16 protein-coding genes and 3 pseudogenes are annotated in these 17,816 nt (G+C 37.9%); 13 read left to right on the top strand and 6 right to left on the bottom strand.

Going from position 1 to position 17,816, the window contains the following annotated elements; all coding sequences use genetic code 11:
* Window positions 1-51 precede the first annotated feature (51 nt).
* The 5 genes from fdhF (at window position 52) to AAHB15_RS09580 (ending at window position 5,978) form a co-directional block, all read left to right on the top strand.
* A complete protein-coding gene (gene fdhF, locus AAHB15_RS09600) occupies window positions 52-3,024 on the top strand; it encodes a formate dehydrogenase subunit alpha (RefSeq protein WP_420491183.1) in 2,973 nt (990 codons plus the stop codon).
* Entirely contained in the window at window positions 3,024-3,503 is a 480-nt protein-coding gene (locus tag AAHB15_RS09595) for a DUF1641 domain-containing protein (protein ID WP_342042274.1), read from the top strand. Before fdhF ends, AAHB15_RS09595 begins: the two co-directional genes overlap by 1 nt.
* A 37-nt stretch (window positions 3,504-3,540) precedes the next feature.
* Complete coding sequence (locus AAHB15_RS09590; protein WP_335573819.1) at window positions 3,541-3,897, top strand: DUF2294 domain-containing protein; 357 nt, start codon at window positions 3,541-3,543, stop codon at window positions 3,895-3,897.
* A gap of 16 nt (window positions 3,898-3,913) precedes the next feature.
* Window positions 3,914-4,717 carry a formate dehydrogenase accessory sulfurtransferase FdhD gene (gene fdhD / locus AAHB15_RS09585; RefSeq protein WP_335573820.1) on the top strand — a complete coding sequence of 268 codons (804 nt, stop codon included), beginning with the start codon at window positions 3,914-3,916 and terminating at the stop codon, window positions 4,715-4,717.
* Window positions 4,718-5,414: 697 nt separating this feature from the next.
* A complete protein-coding gene (locus AAHB15_RS09580; RefSeq protein WP_342042273.1) occupies window positions 5,415-5,978 on the top strand; it encodes a hypothetical protein in 564 nt (187 codons plus the stop codon).
* A 155-nt stretch (window positions 5,979-6,133) separates the two neighbouring features.
* On the opposite strand, the gene AAHB15_RS09575 is transcribed toward AAHB15_RS09580, so the two are convergent.
* Together AAHB15_RS09575 and AAHB15_RS09570 are read right to left on the bottom strand one after the other, a co-directional pair.
* A complete protein-coding gene (locus AAHB15_RS09575) occupies window positions 6,134-6,565 on the bottom strand; it encodes an HIT family protein (RefSeq protein WP_342042272.1) in 432 nt (143 codons plus the stop codon).
* Between the two features lie 340 nt (window positions 6,566-6,905).
* Window positions 6,906-8,057, bottom strand: a complete 1,152-nt coding sequence (locus AAHB15_RS09570) for an SLC13 family permease (protein WP_335574663.1) — start codon at window positions 8,055-8,057, stop codon at window positions 6,906-6,908.
* 169 nt (window positions 8,058-8,226) lie between these two features.
* Here AAHB15_RS09570 and AAHB15_RS09565 point away from each other — a divergent pair, with 169 nt between their 5' ends.
* Both AAHB15_RS09565 and AAHB15_RS09560 read left to right on the top strand, forming a co-directional pair.
* The gene (locus AAHB15_RS09565) at window positions 8,227-9,333 is read left to right on the top strand and encodes a CdaR family transcriptional regulator (RefSeq protein WP_342042271.1); all 1,107 of its coding nucleotides are present in this window, start codon (window positions 8,227-8,229) and stop codon (window positions 9,331-9,333) included.
* A gap of 113 nt (window positions 9,334-9,446) precedes the next feature.
* Window positions 9,447-10,586: a glycerate kinase gene (locus tag AAHB15_RS09560; protein WP_335574661.1), complete on the top strand. Its 1,140-nt coding sequence runs from the start codon at window positions 9,447-9,449 to the stop codon at window positions 10,584-10,586.
* Window positions 10,587-10,668: 82 nt separating this feature from the next.
* Here the strand turns inward: AAHB15_RS09560 and AAHB15_RS09555 are convergent, their stop codons facing one another.
* From AAHB15_RS09555 to AAHB15_RS09545, 3 genes are read right to left on the bottom strand one after another with little or no spacing between them, the layout of a single operon-like run.
* On the bottom strand, window positions 10,669-11,778 hold the full coding sequence (locus AAHB15_RS09555; RefSeq protein WP_335574660.1) for a Ger(x)C family spore germination protein: 1,110 nt from the start codon (window positions 11,776-11,778) through the stop codon (window positions 10,669-10,671).
* Window positions 11,775-12,875, bottom strand: a complete 1,101-nt coding sequence (locus AAHB15_RS09550) for a GerAB/ArcD/ProY family transporter (RefSeq protein ID WP_335574659.1) — start codon at window positions 12,873-12,875, stop codon at window positions 11,775-11,777. The genes AAHB15_RS09555 and AAHB15_RS09550 overlap by 4 nt, the downstream gene beginning before the upstream one ends.
* Window positions 12,856-14,400 (bottom strand): spore germination protein, encoded by a 1,545-nt coding sequence (locus AAHB15_RS09545; protein WP_335574658.1) that lies wholly within the window; start codon window positions 14,398-14,400, stop codon window positions 12,856-12,858. The genes AAHB15_RS09550 and AAHB15_RS09545 overlap by 20 nt, the downstream gene beginning before the upstream one ends.
* 196 nt (window positions 14,401-14,596) lie before the next feature.
* On the opposite strand from AAHB15_RS09545, the gene AAHB15_RS09540 reads away from it, so the two are divergent.
* The 6 genes and pseudogenes from AAHB15_RS09540 to AAHB15_RS09515 all read left to right on the top strand — a co-directional run bounded on the left by AAHB15_RS09540 (window position 14,597) and on the right by AAHB15_RS09515 (window position 17,480).
* The gene (locus AAHB15_RS09540) at window positions 14,597-14,719 is read left to right on the top strand and encodes a hypothetical protein (RefSeq protein ID WP_335574657.1); all 123 of its coding nucleotides are present in this window, start codon (window positions 14,597-14,599) and stop codon (window positions 14,717-14,719) included.
* Window positions 14,715-15,076, top strand: a pseudogene (locus tag AAHB15_RS09535) (GNAT family N-acetyltransferase); the annotation flags it as partial. The gene AAHB15_RS09540 and the pseudogene AAHB15_RS09535, both read left to right, overlap by 5 nt.
* A gap of 55 nt (window positions 15,077-15,131) precedes the next feature.
* Window positions 15,132-15,536, top strand: a pseudogene (locus AAHB15_RS09530) (phosphatidate cytidylyltransferase); the annotation flags it as partial.
* A 243-nt stretch (window positions 15,537-15,779) separates the two neighbouring features.
* Window positions 15,780-15,998 (top strand): hypothetical protein, encoded by a 219-nt coding sequence (locus AAHB15_RS09525; protein WP_335574656.1) that lies wholly within the window; start codon window positions 15,780-15,782, stop codon window positions 15,996-15,998.
* A 475-nt stretch (window positions 15,999-16,473) separates the two neighbouring features.
* A pseudogene (locus tag AAHB15_RS09520) lies at window positions 16,474-16,922 on the top strand (IS110 family transposase); the annotation flags it as partial.
* Window positions 16,923-17,057: 135 nt separating this feature from the next.
* A complete protein-coding gene (locus AAHB15_RS09515; RefSeq protein ID WP_144561902.1) occupies window positions 17,058-17,480 on the top strand; it encodes a CBS domain-containing protein in 423 nt (140 codons plus the stop codon).
* A 7-nt stretch (window positions 17,481-17,487) separates the two neighbouring features.
* Here the strand turns inward: AAHB15_RS09515 and AAHB15_RS30170 are convergent, their stop codons facing one another.
* Window positions 17,488-17,673 carry a hypothetical protein gene (locus tag AAHB15_RS30170; RefSeq protein ID WP_446715853.1) on the bottom strand — a complete coding sequence of 62 codons (186 nt, stop codon included), beginning with the start codon at window positions 17,671-17,673 and terminating at the stop codon, window positions 17,488-17,490.
* Window positions 17,674-17,816: the final 143 nt, after the last annotated feature.

The following is a 17,816-nucleotide window of genomic DNA, read 5'->3' as shown; positions in this document are numbered from 1 at the left end:
CTTATTAGTAGATAAATAGATTTCTCTGCTTTGAACGAAGGAGGACTTACAGTGAAAGAAAAAATCAATGTGTTAATTAATGGAACAGCACATGAGGTAGAAAAAGGAACGCGTATTTTAGATTATTTACTTCAACAGGAAATGGACCATCCGCACATCTGCTATTCTCAAGTTCTAGGTCCGGTGCAGAGCTGTGATACCTGTATGTGTGAAATAAACGGTAACATTATGCGCGCATGTTCGACTATGATGGAAGACGGCATGGACATTTTGACCTCGTCTGAGCTTGCGAAGGAAGCACAGGAGGAAGCAATGGACCGTATTTTAGAAAATCATCTATTATACTGCACCGTATGTGATAATAACAATGGCAATTGTCGTGTACATAATACAGCAGAAATGATGGGCGTTGAACACCAAACACGCCCTCATCGTTCTAAAGGCTATGAGGTAGATATGTCTCATCCGTTTTATCGGTACGATCCTGATCAATGTATCTTATGCGGACGTTGTGTGGAGACCTGTCAGGATCTTCAGGTGAATGAAACGCTAACAATTAACTGGGAAAGCGGTCAGCCTCGTGTTTTATGGGACGGAGGAAAAAGTATTAACGAATCCTCATGCGTATCCTGTGGTCAGTGTGTGTCCGTTTGCCCGTGTAATGCCTTGATGGAAAAATCGATGCTTGGAAATGCTGGATTTATGACAAGCATCTCAGATGACTTGCTTACACCGATGATTGACATTGTCAAAGCTGTAGAACCTGATTATCAAACAATTTTTGCCGTTTCAGAAGTAGAAGCAGCGATGCGTGATACCCGCACCAAGAAAACAAAAACCGTTTGTACGTTCTGTGGCGTAGGCTGTTCCTTTGAAGTTTGGACAAAAGATCACGAAATTCTCAAAATCGAACCATCTGAAAACGCTCCTGTAAATAGTGTTTCCACCTGTGTAAAAGGTAAATTTGGCTGGGACTATGTAAATTCAAACGAGCGGATTACGACACCTTTGATCCGTCAAGGTGACGTGTTTGTTGAAGCAACTTGGGACGAGGCCCTTTCTCTCGTTGCGAAGAAACTGGGTGGGATCAAAGAAACTTACGGAAGTGATTCCATCGGTGTTATTTCATCCTCTAAGATGACCAACGAAGAAAATTACCTGATCCAAAAACTGGCCCGCCAAGTGTTTGGAACAAATAATGTGGACAACTGCTCTCGTTATTGTCAGTCTCCTGCTTCATGGGGATTACAACAAACAGGAGGCATTGGCGGCGACACTGGAACCATTAAAGATATAGCGGGTGCGGGTCTTGTCATACTTGTAGGATGTGCCCCTGCAGAAGGACATCCAGTACTTGCGACACGTATCAAACGTGCGCAAAAACTTCACGGACAAAAAATAATTACCGTTGACGTCCGCCGACATGAAATGGGAGATCGTGCCGACTTGTTCGTCCGTCCGAAACAAGGAACGGATTACGTATGGCTATCAGCTGTTACGAAGTATATGATGGATCAAGGATGGCATGATGAGCCATTCATTCAAAAGCATGTCAATCAATATCATGAGTTCCTGAAAATGATGGAGCCATATACTCTTGAACAGGCAGAAAAGATAACAGGCATTGCTAACGAAACATTAATTCAAATAGCGGAAATGATTCGTGATGCAGATGGAACAGCGATTTGTTGGGGGATGGGTGTGACACAAAACATTGCGGGTTCACACACTTCTGTCGCGATTGCAAACCTGCTGCTTGCAACAGGAAACATGTTACGGCCAAATGCTGGAGCCTACCCGTTACGGGGACATAATAACGTACAAGGTGCAGCTGACATGGGAACGATGCCAAATATCTTCCCTGGATATCAATCAGTAACAGATGACCAAGTACGTGCAAAGTTTGAAAAGGCGTATGGTGTCGACATCCCTGCAGCTTCTGGTCTCGACAATATTCAGATGCTGGAAGCCATTGATAAAGACGAGATGAAGGCGATGTTCATCGCTGGGGAGGATATGGCCTGGGTTGATGCTGATTCCAATCATACACAGGAAATGCTGACTAAATTAGATTTCCTTGTCGTACAAGAAATCTTTTTATCCACAACAGCCCAATTCGCAGATGTTATTTTGCCAGGAGCTCCTTCTCTTGAAAAGGATGGAACTTTTACAAATACCGAACGTCGCGTACAGCGTTTGTATCAAGCATTAGAGCCTCTTGGGAATAGTAAACCGGATTGGTGGATTCTTACACAGCTCGCGAAACAGATGGGCTTTGAATGGAATTATACTCATCCAAGTGACATTTTTGCGGAAATGGCAAGCCTAACGCCTTTCTTCAGCCAGTGCAGCTACGATGTTCTTGAAGGGTGGAACAGCTTCCACTGGGGTTCTCCTGATGGAACAGACACACCGCTGCTTTACCAAGACGGTTTTCATTTCCCAGATAAAAAAGCTCGGTTCGGTCTGTTTGATTATGTGCCGCCAGTGGAGTTCCCGCAAGAATTCGATCTTTCATTAGATAACGGTCGTCTGTTGGAGCACTTCCATGAAGGAAACTTAACACAGAAATCAAAAGGACTTAACTACAAATTCCCGAAAGTTTTCGTTGAGGTATCCCCCGAACTTGCAGAAGAGCGCGGCGTAAAGGATGGTTCACTTGTCCGTCTTGTATCTCCATATGGGGCGATTCGCCTGCCAGTTCTAGTAACAGACCGTGTGACAGGAAAAACGGTGTATGTGCCAATGCATTCCTCCAGCCACGAGAGTGCGGTTAACCTGCTTACAGGAGGGGCAGTAGATGTGGTGACACATACACCAGCATACAAACAAGCCAAAGTTCGGATGGAGGTTCTTGAATTTGATGGTGAAAATCCGCTTCCAAAGTACAATCCACGTAATGCGACGCGAACACCGCAAATGGGCCTTGAGATTTACCGCAAGTGGGAACGCGGAGATTACGTTCCGATTGCCAGTGTAAACGAATATGTTAAGCCGGGTTTCTATGACAGGAGGAATGCGTAATGGCCAGGCCAATACAGACTATTCAAAAAGCAGAACTGACAGAAGAAGAAAAGAAAATACAATCCCTGGAGAATCTTCTTTCCGGGGTCGCACAAAATAAGGATTCATTACTCGAGACGTTGAATCTATTGCAGGAATTGCATGATAGCGGAATGATGGATGCTTTAGGAAGTTTCTTAAAAGCAAAAGAGAGTGCAGCAAAAATTGCTGTCGGACAACTGACACGAAAACCGGTAACAAACATGATCAATAATGCGATGGCTGCTGGCGGCATTTTGACTGAACTGGATCCAGAAACAACCAGTAAGCTCGCCAAAAGTTTGACAGCCGGATTGAAAAAGGCCGAGCAAGGATTAAAAGCAGATACCAAGCTTGGGCTCTTTGACTTAATGAAAGCCATGAAGGATCCTAATATCAACCGTGCGTTAGGATTTGGATTTAACCTGTTAAAGGGTATAGGAGAAGGATTAAAAGAGTAACAAGAATTCGAAACTGTAAAGATGAGGAGGGCGGTTAATGACAAAGAATATGGAGCATCAATTTAGTATGCTTGTTCGCGAAATTAGAAAAGAATATGTTGGAAATGGACCGAAGGAAATCACCACGAAATTTATCGATTCCTGGGCGATCAGCGAAATGAAAGGGAATCTTACAAATGTAGAAAAGTTTATGATCCATTCAGAACAGGGCAGACAGATGGTACATGAGACGAGAACAAGATTCGTCAAGGAAATCTATAAAAAGCCAGAGGTCCTGTTAAGATTTGAAACATTGATGGGGGCAAAGGTTGTGCGGCTGTTTTCCGATATTAACATCGAGGAAGATATAGCGATGACAGTATTCGTCTTTGACCAGTCTATCGAGGGAAAGTAACTAGGAGTGAAAAAGTATGGATCAGCCAATGAAAATGGAAAGTCAGGTATGGCGGTATGAGAACGGCGTCATACACAAAGTAACGGATACGATTGTAACGGAATATCCCATTACCATTGTGCTAAATGAGCAAGAATTCGCTACACTCGTTTGCAGCCCTGATTATATTGAAGAATTAGTTGTTGGCTTTTTGGCATCAGAAGGTATCATTAATAGTTATAAAGAAATTAAAGAACTTACGATTATCGAAGCAACAGGCCGTGCCATTGTGAATACGCATAAGGTAAACAAACTCAACGAGATGTTTCACTCGAAAAGATATGTAACATCTTGCTGTGGGAAAAGCCGGCAAAGCTTTTATTTTTATAATGATGCTAGAACCGTTAAACCACTTGAAGACGTAGATGTTATGGTTACTATTGGCCAATGCTTTCATTTGATGAGACTGATGCAGGAGTCGTCGGTTATCTTTCAGGATACAGGTGGAGTACACAATGCAGCCCTATGTGACAAGAATGGCATCGTCGTAGATAGAACGGACATCGGACGACACAATGCTCTGGATAAAATTTATGGTCATTGCTTGCAGCATTCTATAACTCTTTCAGACAAAGTTATCGTTTTTAGTGGTCGGATATCCTCAGAGGTATTATTAAAAGTAGCCAAAATTGGATGTGGTATTGTTTTATCAAAATCAGCACCGACCGAATTGGCAATCAGGCTAGCAGAAGAGCTGAATATTACTACCGTTGGTTTTCTCCGCAATCATTCATTGAACATTTATACTAGACCCGACCGAATTTCGATTCAGAGTGTTTAATCACATATATATAAAAGTGCCGTTTCAGGATTGAAGCGGCACTTTTTTTAATGGTTGAAAAGACCGACTTAATAATCAAGGTTTTAAATGGACAGTTTGAGTGTATGATGATTAAATCTCTTACTTTGGTTTTTGGTGTGTTTGTTTCAATATGTTTAAAGATATTTTTGTTCTCGTATGTATTGTGTTAGTTCTAAATAAAAGTATCAAAATTCATGTGCCACAAACAACTCGGTATAATAAATAATAAAGATTTAGGAAATGGCTTTGGGATAATACCAAAGCCATTTTTCTTTGTTAACAGATGTTTTTGTTTATGCCTGTATTAAATAAAATAGATCCTAACAATTATATATACTTTGATTTGGTGGCATATAGGAAGCTCGCTCGGCAAAAAGACCTGTACGATAAAATCATTAGACATATAATAGGACTTTTTAATTAAAAATCGTGAAAAATGCAGAATTTTGGAGCAATAAGCAGGATTTTTGATTTTGATAAATGAATATATATATACATAATTATTCACTAGTTTATAGACTTGATTTTGACAGATTACAAGAAGAACTTACGATACAAATACGAATGAGTAAATCGAACCTGGATGTTTTTTTCATAACAAAAAGAGTTGCAGATAGAACAAATATAAAGTGCCTTATTCAATTATTCTATCAACGTATGAAAGAAGGTATACGATATGATTGAAAATTTCTTTGCTGATTATAAAAAGTTTATTGTGGTACCGGAAGATGAAAACCGAGTTGCTGATGTATATGATCCTAAGAATTATGCTGCCTTTTATATCCTAACACTGTCTATTTTTGATTCCCGTTTATCAACCTGGAAAGATGCAAGTAAATTTGAGATAGACGTTGAAAAAAGTATCAAAACAGTCCTGAAGGATTTCAATCATAAGCAGTGTGAAAAGTACCATCTTCAATTACTAGAATTAGATAAATTTAAAAACTATTTTATCTTGGCCCTTTCTTCGAAAATTAAATTTAATCCAGAGGAGGAAAAGGACCGTATCGCTTATATCATTGATCATATCCTAACCAATCCTTTTTATGTGGGGCAAGGCTGGTTCAACCTAATTGGCGAAAAAGGAAAAGTGGCCCGAAAACTCTTTTGCTGCTCCTTTAAGGAATATGTATTGGAGGACCAAAACCATACAGAAAAATATGAAAACATTAGTGAATTAATCCCAAAAAATGGAGAGATAAAGCTAATCAAAAGCGCTCTGAAAAAAGATATTCTCTAAATCGTAAAAATGCTTGGGGCAGCCCAAGTGTTTTTTTACTAAATTTTGAGAGATCAAAATTTAGTAGCTTAGTAAAAAAGTGGGATGGTTCACCAAGTTAATTTTGTGCCTCTGTAATTAACTACTTAAGCAAGCGAACCGTCCCAGAATATTGATTAGTCGATTTGTAATTGTGTTTTTATTTTTTTGATCATTTCGTTATATTCGTTGTCGGTTAAATACGTTTTACCAAGGTTCATTTCGAAAGTAGAGCCCCAATTTTCTTTACCTTCGTATTTGGGTACAATATGCATATGCAGGTGATGTAACGTATCCCCGTATGCGCCATAATTAATTTTATTCGGTTCGAAGATCTTATCCAATGCTTCGGCAACACGGTTCACATCATGAATAAAAGAAGCAGATTCCTGTTCATTAAGATGAAACAGCTCCTTCACGTGACCCTTATAAACCACGTTACATCTGCCCCTATAGGTTTGCTCTTTAAAAAGAAAGACAGTGGATACATCTAGTTTACCAATTTCAATCATCAGGTTATCCCGTCTTTCATCTTCCATACAGTACATGCAATCTTGATTTTTTTTCATCTAATTCCGCCCCTTCTGGTCAAATAAATTGAGGTATTAACTTACTTAGTATACACCCATTATTGAAGTAGTAGGAATTAGGTCCCTTTACCGAAAACAATGTTAATTAGTCTCCGCTTTTAATTGCAGAAGGTCAAAAACATTTGGAAGTAAATCAAAAACAGTTAACAGAAGGTCAAAAACATCCTGCTTTGGGTGGATTATTTTTTATAGAGAATCGTATTATATTCTTTTTACCTGGTTTGTATGAAGTAATATAGGCATCTTGAAAATCAACTGCTTATAGCTATTCAAAAAGGATCAAGCAGGGAAATTCGCTGATCAAAGGAACCCGCCATTTTTACATCATCTTTAAAAATTTTAAGATTGCAAACTGTACTAGGGCAAAAAATAGTAAAAAGGCAAAATTATAAATCGTAAATTTGGTTAAATATTGTTTACCTTCCCTTGGATTGGATTGAATAAACAATTTATAAGAGATGACACTGGCTAGTGAAGCAATGATGGTCCCAAGTCCCCCGATATTTACTCCCAATAACAAAGGTTTCCAATCCGTTGTAAAATGTGCCAGAAGAATGGAGGCCGGTACATTACTAATTATCTGGCTGAAAAAGATAGAACTAAAATAGATAGAAGCTGAATTTTTTAGGCTAGTACTTGCAAAGGTCTGTACGGCCTCAGCATGAGATATATTCCCGATAAAAATGAAAAAGCAAATAAAGGTCAAAAGCAATAAATAATCAATCTTTACTAATATCTTTTTATTTAATAAAAGCGAAATCATGAAAGTGATAATGAAGACCATTTGATCATGTAAGATGCCAAAAATAGAAGCAATAATGATGATTAGTACAATTCCCCAAAGGGCAGCTTTTTTCCCATCAACAATCATAACCGGAGTAAGATACACCTTTAGTTCAGTACTCTTAAGTTTTCGAATGAGAAAATACAGAGAACTGATCCCAAGAATGGCCATAAAGACGACTGTTGTAAAAAAGGGCACCGGTTTAATTCCAAAATAAGAATAGATAAACAAATTTTGCGGGTTTCCCATTGGAGTTAAACTGCTGCCAATATTGGCCGCAATGGTTTGAAGAATGACCGTCTTCATCATGGGCATATTCGTTTTTTTACTAATCACAAGAGTCAACGGAACAAACGTAAGTAGGGCTACATCATTGGTAACGATCATGGAGCTAATGAAACATAACAAAATAAGGATGGCAGAAACGGATTTACTATTTTTACATTTATTTAAAAGACTTATAGCCAATTTATCTAATACCTTAAGCTCTTCAAAAGCCTTGATGGCTAGCATCAGATTAAATAAACAAACCAGCACATGAAAATTAATATACTCCAGTTTTGGCGGCTGAATAAAACAGCTTAGGGCTGCTAGTACGAGGGAAATGGTAAAGACCAAGTCTTTTTTTAGTAGACCAAATGTAATCTCAAGTTTATTTTTTTGTTGAATCAGTACAGTTTCTTTCACAGCAATATCACCCTCACGTGTATTCCTTAATCATTTATAAATTCTCAACCTTATGATTCTAACATGTAGGTTTATGGTTGAATAGAAAAAAGTAAATTCAAAATAACGACAGACCGCAGTCTGTCCAGGTGATAATCGAAGATGGTAAAATAGTAAAAGAGATATTCTAATGAAAAGGAAATCAATAATGATGAAAGATAATTTCCATATTAGCCATCCGTTAGCCCAAATGATTGTAGATGCATCAAAAGAAGTGATTGGAAAAGACATCAACTTTATAAAATTAGACGGTGAAATTATTGCGAGTACCGATCCAAAACGTATTGGTTCTTTTCATGAAGCTGCTATACAAGTAAAAGAAAAGAGGGCGATCGTAGAGGTTACTGAGGAGAACACATTCATAGGCGCCAAAAAAGGCATTAACTATCCGATTTTGATGGATCAGGAAATGCTTGGTGTCATTGGCATATCTGGCGATCCTGAGGAATGTAAATCGCTTGGATTTTTACTCACCAAAATGACAGAAGTTTTAATTAAAGAACAAATGATAATTGGTAAAGTTCATTCATTAGATGAACTACGATCATCAGTAGTTCGCATGCTTATTTTTGAAAATCAAATAAAGGATGCTTCTATGAAAGAACACCTGCACCAGCTTCAAATTGAGCTTGAAAAGACAGCGTTTGTAGGCATCATTCAATTACATGGGTTAAACGATCCGACTTCACTTCCCGTTAATATGCACGACATCTTACTAAAGCATGGTATTAAGCTTTTTAGCTATTTTTTTCCAAACCAATATGCCATCATTATTAATGAAACGCAATATAGAACCATAATTCAAACAATAGAAGCTTATTTTCGCTCGATGCAGATAAACTGTACGATTGGTATTGGCAGCGTGTGTGTGGGGGAGAAACTTGCAACTTCTTATCAACATGCGAAACTTGCCTTAAAACATGCTCTCTCTAAGGAAATCCTTATAGGTGAATATGCCAAACTTGAATTAGAAATGATTATGGAAAATATCGATCCTAGTATTAGAAGTGATTATACATCGAAATTGATCGGTGAGCTTTCAAAAGATGAAATAACCCTTCTCCACACTTATTATAAAAATAATCTTTCTTTAAAAGAGACAGCTGCAGAGTTATTTATTCATAAAAATACGTTACAATACCGCCTTGAGAAAATTGCCGAAAAAACAAAGGTAAATCCCAGAGATTATCATAACTCTGTTAAACTTTATGTTGCCATAATACTTCAAACTCTTTAGTTGGAAGTATTTTTGTTACCGAAAACAAAAAACAGCCCAATCCTTTGTCATATAGACCATTACACCCACTCTTAGTTTTTCCTATAATCTTAGGTAAAAGGGGTGCTATATAAATGAAAGTTTTAATTGCAATGGATTCATTTAAAGGAAGTATTTCTTCTGATGATGGTAGTAGAGCGATAGCTTTGGGTATCAGAGATGTCTATTCTGATGCTGAAATTATCGCTCTTCCTTTAGCAGACGGTGGGGAAGGTACTGTAGAATCATTGGTAATAGCGACAGGTGGAAAATTCATCAAAAAAGAAGTCACAGGGCCATTAAAAGAAAAAATAGATGCTGTATACGGTATTCTAGGGGATAAGAATACGGCAGTTATTGAAGTAGCGGCAGCTTGTGGTCTACCACTCGTTCCTTCCGACAAGCACAATCCAGCTGTTGCTACTACATATGGTGTCGGCGAACTTATTCGTGATGCAATAGATAAGGGATGTCGGGAATTCGTGATCGGTCTTGGAGGCAGTGCTACCAATGATGCAGGTGTTGGAATGCTTCAAGCGATGGGCTTCATCTTTTTAAATTCATCCAATGAGGAAGTCGGTTTAGGAGGGCAAGAACTGTCCAACATTCGAAAAATTGATCTTTCTAGTGTTATCCCAGAGATGAAGGATTGTACCTTTAAAGTAGCTTGTGACGTGAATAACCCTCTTTACGGACCAAAAGGAGCAGCTCATATTTTTGGTCCACAAAAAGGGGCAACGGAAGAGATGATAAAGGAGCTCGATAAGGGGCTTGAAAACTTTGCTCAAATTATTCTTCAAGAGCTTGGGAGAGATATTCAGAACATAGCTGGCGCTGGAGCGGCAGGTGGACTTGGTGCTGCCTTTGCTGGATTATTACACGCACATCTCCAGTCTGGAATCGAACTAGTATTAGAAATCATTGAGATGGAACAGAACATGCAAGGTGTTGATTTTGTTATTACAGGTGAGGGGAAAATGGACGGACAAACATCCATGGGAAAGGCACCCCTTGGGGTAGCACAACTTGCTAAAAAGCATGAAATACCTGTCTTTGCTCTTGCAGGCTGTATTACGGAAGAGACAGCTATATTAAATGAACATGGGATCACTTCTTATTTTTCAATTGTCAATGCACCGATGACATTAGAAGAAGCAATGGATTCAACCGTTACATCCGAGAATTTAAGAACTACGACAAAGCAAATATTCAGGTTAATTCAATCAGTTAAATAATGTGAAAGCCATCCGTGATAAAATGAAGGGATGGCTTCTAATACTCATTTACTAAAGGTGCTCATAGTTGATTACTAAAACATTACAAAACAATACCTTGTTTGATGATTTCTACTTTTACATTCGTGGTAAACTTTACATTTTTAAAATATTCCTTCTTATCTAGCATTTCCCAAGTCTTGGGGTGAAACGCGATCAATCTCCTCCCAATTCCAAATGCATCACAATTCGACTGCTGTAATTTTGAAATAACCTTTTTCGCGTCTTCTGTAAGGTCCTTTGTTAATACCTTATTTAGTCGTTTTAGATCCTTTGGAACATCCCCTTTGGGATATTCATCTACATTTACTTTTAAATGTAATTTGAGTTGAACAGAGACTTCTCCATTATTTACATGAACTTTTAATTTTCTTTTCATATTGTTGACATTAAACGAAATATAATTTCTTAATTTCTGCTTTTCTTCTTTATTGACTCGTTTTGTAAATCGTGCGTATTTTCCTTTTTTGTTATTCAATAAAATAAGTAGGCAAGAATCTTGCGGAGATAACTTTCCCGAATATTTTTTTTCATTCATTAAAGCTAGGCCGACTACTACTGCGCTTTTCTTATTATTCATTTTAAGGTAAGGGAGGACGATGTCTTCTCCCGGGTCAAGCATTTCTGAGGCTAGTGTCTGGATGGTTTGATTCGGAATGACCGAGTTTTCTTCTGCGCTAGTAAGTGCGTCTTGTATATATTCGCTCACGTTTGGCTCATGTTTTGGATTAATTTCAAGCAGATTCACCGCTTTTCCATCCACTACAGCTAGGGTCGCGCCAAGTGAATTTCGCGCATCTCTCCAAACGACATCTAATGGTGGATAAATACCTTCAGCCGCCATCCGCTCGCCGAACATAATCAGTTTATTTTTAGAAGAATCTAATATTCCAGATACTTCTCGATCGATTTTAAGTCGACAATCCCTTGGTGTATGACCTTTTGCAGAAAGTGTTTCACTTTTTACCTTGGCTTGCGGTCCCGCGGAAGACTCATCGATTATGGGAATGGAAACCCCTAATAACATTTCGTCGTTACCTGCTAAATCATAACTTAATATTTGTACCAATACGGCATTTTTCATCAGGTGCTGGTCCCAACATCCAGTAAGTAATAAACATAGAAGTAAAATGATAGGCTTTTTGCTTTTCATGGCTTACTCACCACTTCTTTTTTCGACAAAACCCAAGAGAGAATAAGTAGAAGTACCGGGATGATGCCGATAAAAATATAGTGCGACGGCCCAAGATAGTGATTAAAATTTTCAAAGTCTCTTCCTTGATCAGGAAGAAGAGCCAAAATTAAATAAACACCTGCAACAATAGGCAGAAAACGGGCATAGTGTTTTTTTCTAAAAAGGCTGGACAGCCCCATTGCAGATAATAATAACCAGTTGGCGATCGAAGTGGCAACGATGACAAGCCAGAGTGATAAGAAAAATAAATCCGTCCTTTCGATAACCTGAAAGGAATAGGCTTTAATCATATATAATAATGGCTCTGGAGTCAGCCCGATATCTAAATTGGGCTCGAAATAGACAAGGGCTGCGAACACCAAAAAGGTATAAAAGCAGGTGACAAAAATGTTCGCAATTGTGATGGCAATTAGCTTCTCTTTTTCGGAAGATTGCACATGGGGATGGATAAAAAGAAACAGTTCAAAGCCCAACATCGAGAAAGCAGCTTCTTTTGAACCTTTCAATATGGTTAGAATACTATGATCCCCGACTGGAAAGATATACAGGAAGTTCGCATCCTTCATTGCATACGCAATCAACACTAATAATACAAACAGAATGGGGGATACCAGTACATAAAATCTCGCGATACTCGTTAAACCTTCATAGACGATGTAAATGCAAGTGATGAGGATTAAAACCATTGTAATCCAATTAGGGGTACGCGGTAAGATCCATTTATCAAGGATATCACTATATCTTGCTAAAACTAAGCTCCCTGTTACCATAAAATAGAGTGCGTAACTGAGGATGAGTAGCTTCCCGGCAAATTTACCCAGTAATTTTGGAAGTATTTGGTACAAAGATAGGGAAGGAAATCTTCTGCTTAGTCCCCAATAGGAAAAGATAATCCCCTGTGAGATGACTCCTGCTATTAGAGTAGACATCCAGCCATCCTGTTTGGCTATTAATGCCACATCATGGGGCAACGATAATATTCCTACCCCAATTTGGGCCTGGATAATCATAAAGACAAGCTGCTTGTTCGTAATTTTATTCTTGTTTTTTTTCATTACTGTCCCAGCCCCTTGCCAAAGATTGCTTTTTCAGGATGTTCGGTTTTGAATCATGCGGACGGGTATTAAATTTCCACAGGGGTAAACGGATAAACGTATCTTTAATGTCTTTTAATCGAAATGGTGCCCAAGGTGCAAAGTAGGCTGTGCCAAATGATTCTAGCCTGCATAAATGAGCTAAAGTAAACATAAACCCAAAGCTTATCCCCACAAATCCAAAGGTTGACGCCAAAATCATATGGGGAAACCGCAAAAATCGTACGGCATCACTCATTTCTGTGGTCGGGATGCTGTAGGCCGCAATGGCCGTAATCGCCACAACCACAATCATGGTATTCGAAATGAGGCCTGCACTGACAACAGCATCACCAATAACCAAACCTCCGACAATACCGATGGTTTGGCCAATCCTTGATGGAAGGCGTACCCCCGCTTCACGAATCAGTTCAATGGTCAACTCCATGACAAGTGCTTCAATTAACGGAGGAAAAGGTATATTTTTAATTGAACTTACAACAGGGAGAACTAAATCATCCGGCAGTACTTCAAAATGAAAACCAATCACCGCAATATAAATAGCAGGTAAATTAATCGCAATTAAAATGCTCACGAGCCTCATGACACGGATAAAGGTTCCGATCATCCAGCGTGAATTATAATCATCAGGTGAATGGAAAAATGCAAAAAAAGTGACGGGAATAATTAAACAAGAAGGATACCCTTCCATCAACACTGCTACTCTTCCTTCATTTAGATGACTTACTACACGATCTACTCTCTCCGTACTTAAAATCTGAGGGAAGGGTGACCAAGTGGAATCTTCGATCAATTCCTGAAGAGCTCCAGTACCGGGGAGATGATCCATTGAAATATGATGGATCCTCCGTTTGAATTCGCTGATCATTTCCTTATTGGCAAGGTCTTTCATATAAACCATGGCTATTTTGGATTGAATCTGGTCACCTAATGTTGTATGTTCCATGGTAAGATTTACGGTTCTAAACGATTTCCTAATTAAATGAAGATTAGTTGAAAGATTTTCGATAAAACCTTCATGAGATCCCTGAATGACTTGTTCATTACTAGGTTCTATAATGCTCCTATCTTTGGAGAGGCCAACTTCGACCATGTACAGTTCTTTGACACCATCCAAGAACATGATACAGGAACCATTTAAAAGTGCTTCTTGAGCTTTGATTAAGTTATTTGATTTAAGAAAGACAGAATGAAGTACATTTTCGAACTGGGCACCCGCTGCTTCCATTATAGGTTTTATAATATCTCTTTGAATTTTATCCTTATCTGCCATCGTATCTAGGAAAACCAAAATTCCGCGATTATTTCTTTCATTGAATTCCTTAATCTTTAAATCAGCTGAATCAGAAAATGTTTGTTTAAAAAAAGAAATATTTTCATCGATTGTATGAAATACCTCTTTAAACGATGTAGAGTTCTGATTTGAAGCAATCGGTTGGACATCCCTTTTCATGAACTTTTTTAAAGCAGGGAAAATGAATTTCATTTTTTTACTCCATTATCAAAATGTTTCCATTATCATCCCCAAAATATGGTATAACTATGTATTTGTTTGTTCTAGTTAAAAATAATAAAAGGCAGATCTAAGTACATCCGCCTTTCTATTGTCCAATGGAAGGAGTTTAAGCACTTTATTAAGGATAAGAACATTTGTTCTGTTACAATGGTAATGAGGTGATTAGATGTCTTATCATATCATGCTGACAAGGGAAATTTCAGACATCAAAGGTCATTCACAGATCCAAGTTCAAGTAATGGACGCCGCCACTCCTCAGATCATTTACTTTACATTGGATGAACGATGAGGGGATAGTGCCAAAGGAAGATATTGACAGGTAACTATATCTTTTCATTAAAAATAAACTAAGAGATGGTTCCTTAATTCAATTGCTGGTAGAAGATAAGGAAGAAATTGTTGCCTGCGGTGGAGTAATTTTTTATGAATTTGCCCCTAGTTACACTAATACGACAGGAAAAAAGGCTTATATCACTAATATGTATACTAAAGAAAATTATCGTGACAAGGAATAGCAACTCATTTGTTGACTAAATTAGTTGATGAAACTAAAAATGCTGGTATTACAAAAATATGGCTTGGAGCTTTAAAACTAGGTAAACCCGTATACAAAAAGTTTGGTTTTAAAGAAACCGATGTGAATTAGTGTTAGTGACATTGAAGGACTAGAGAGCTGCTGAAGACGAACAACCATTTGAAGGTCAACTGACTCAGGAGCTTATTTTATTGGAAGAAAACTTGGTAAAAGGAAACTCGCTGCAAAAATTAGTCCTAATAAAACCGTAGAAGGAGCAGTAGGAGGAATTTTAACTGCCATTATAATTGGTACAGTTCTTCAAATATCATTTAATACATACTCAAACTACTTTGAAGCTTTATTAATAACTATAGTTGTATATATGGCTGGTCAAGTTGGTGATTTAGTAGAATCAGCTCTAAAACGAAACTTTGTTGTTAAAGATTCAGGGAAAATACTTCTTGGTCACGGAGGAGTTTTAGATAGGTTAGATAGCTGGGTCTTTGTATTTATTGGACTGAAACTTATTGGCTTAGGTTATAGAAATAAAAAAAATTCTTATTCATCCAAACCAACTTTCGTTGAATAAAGGGGTTGTTGCGGCAATCCTTTTTCTTTATGTGCTACCGGGGCAGTTTTGTTTAACAAGAAGGAAGTAAATTGTTGACTATTGCTAATTGTCTTGTAAATACAAGTACAATGAGGAGATATGACTATACTGGAAATAAAATAACATCCAAGAAATACAGTTTACAAATTAGGCAAATATCTATTCCTCTTTTAACATGGACACATACACTATTTTTGAAACAATTTGAGGAGGAGATATAAAATGGAAAGACAATTCTTTGGAAGCGGTATGGGTTATGGAGGTTATCCTGGACACGGTATGGGTTATGGAGGTTATCCTGGATACGGTATGGGTTATGGAAGTTATCCTGGTTACGGCATGGGTTATGACGGTTACCCATTCCATCACGGATATGGTGGCTACCCATTCCATCACGGATATGGCGGCTATCCATTCCATCATGGTTGTTGTGGCTGTTAGAGATGGTTCTAGCTAGCTCATAACTAATATTAGTTAATTTTACACATAACGTTATTTTAAAAATGAATATTTGACTTAGCGGGGGATTTTACCACATATCCTGCTATTTATGTCGGGGATGCCGTTTGTAACAAATGGTACAGTAGAACAAAACGGCGATATGCTTTGGATTTGGAAGCAAATGTTAAGTATATAGGTAAACGCAAAAAAATAGTTACAAAATGGGTTAAATAGGCTAATCAATAATATGAAAGAAGAGCAAATGGGATTAGTTTGATTGCTCTATTTAAGAATCCCAACTACTAGGAGTTAAAGATTCAGCTGCCATTTTTGGTGGCTTTTTCTTATTAAGCTAAAGTGGCATTTTAGCATTCCTATAGATCGTTATTTTTCGACAGTGAAAAAAATAGGGTTCCTTAGTAAGATATGAGTATAGACACCACTCTAACTCAACTCCTTAAGGAGGAACCCTACTATGAAGTTTAAAATGCAAAACAAACAAAATCAACTAATAGAAAGAATTTCTGTTAAACATCTCGTTGTTGGTGTGGACATTACTCAACAATTACATGTAGTACGAGCCGTTAATTTCCGTGGAATAGTTGTCGGAGATCCACTTACATTCAAAAATAATGAAGAAGGATTTGCTAGTTTATTAAAATGGATTAAAAATCTTCAAAGATTAAATAACCTAGATGAAGTTATAGTTGAGATGGAACCTACTGGACACTATTGGATCAATCTTTCAAAATGCTTTCTAATCAGAATATTGAAGTAGTAACAGTAAACCCACATTTAGTAAAAAAGAATAAAGAAAATCGTGATAATACTCAATCAAAAAGTGATAAAAAAGATGCCTTAGTTATTGCAGATATGGTTAAGAACGGTTACTACTCTGAAGTTAGGTACACATCGGAATCATTCTAACGCAGCAGGTTAAGTCAACCATATCCCTTAGTTCAAATGCCTCCCTAAAAATTTAGGTAAGTCATATTTTTATTGTGAATGGAGAAAATACATTAGACAAATGATTTTAACCGAAAAGGGAGGAAAGAAAAAATGACAAAAGTACAAGATTTAATGTCAAAAGATGTAAAGGTATGTACACCGCATGAGCCAGTGACAGCCGCAGCAAAAATTATGCGTGATATTAATTGTGGTTCCGTACCGGTTTGTGAAGGTAAAAAAGTGGTGGGAATGGTGACTGACCGTGATATTGTCCTTAACTGTGTTGCTGATGGAAAAGACTGTAGCTCAATCCATTGCCATGATGTTATGACTTCAGATGTAATTACCTGCTCTCCGGATACAGATGCACATGAATGTGCTCGTTTGATGTCTGATAATCAAATCCGCCGTATCCCTGTGGTTCAAAATGGAGAATTGGTTGGCATTTGTGCTATTGGTGACCTGGCAACAGTTGACATTCATATTAATGAAGCAGGGGATGCGTTAAGTGATATTTCTCGACCGCTTCAATAAGAAATTTTCACATTAATAAAAAAAGGAATAAACCGGGGGAAACGGGTTTATTCCTTTTATAATTCAGGAGCGTGTAGGTATTGTAATAAAGTTCTTGCCGTAAACCCCACTTAACTGTGCATATCCTAGTAGTTTCACTTTTCTCATGTCCTAATAAGCTCTGAATGACTTTAAGAGGTGCACCATTATTCAACAAATGGGTGGCATAGCTGTGCCGCAGCTGGTGTGGGTGAATCGTTATATTGATTCCTGCCTAACTAGAAATCCGCTAAATGATGGATCTCATTTGGGCAATACTCATTCGATGGGGATACCGTTTTGTAACAAAAATTGCAC

Origin of the sequence: Bacillus sp. OTU2372 (genome assembly GCF_038440275.1) — a bacterium.
Taxonomy (GTDB): Bacteria; Bacillota; Bacilli; order Bacillales; family Cytobacillaceae; genus Neobacillus; species Neobacillus bataviensis_B.
Note: the sequence above shows the minus strand (reverse complement) of the source record. Positions and strands in the feature narration are given on the sequence as shown.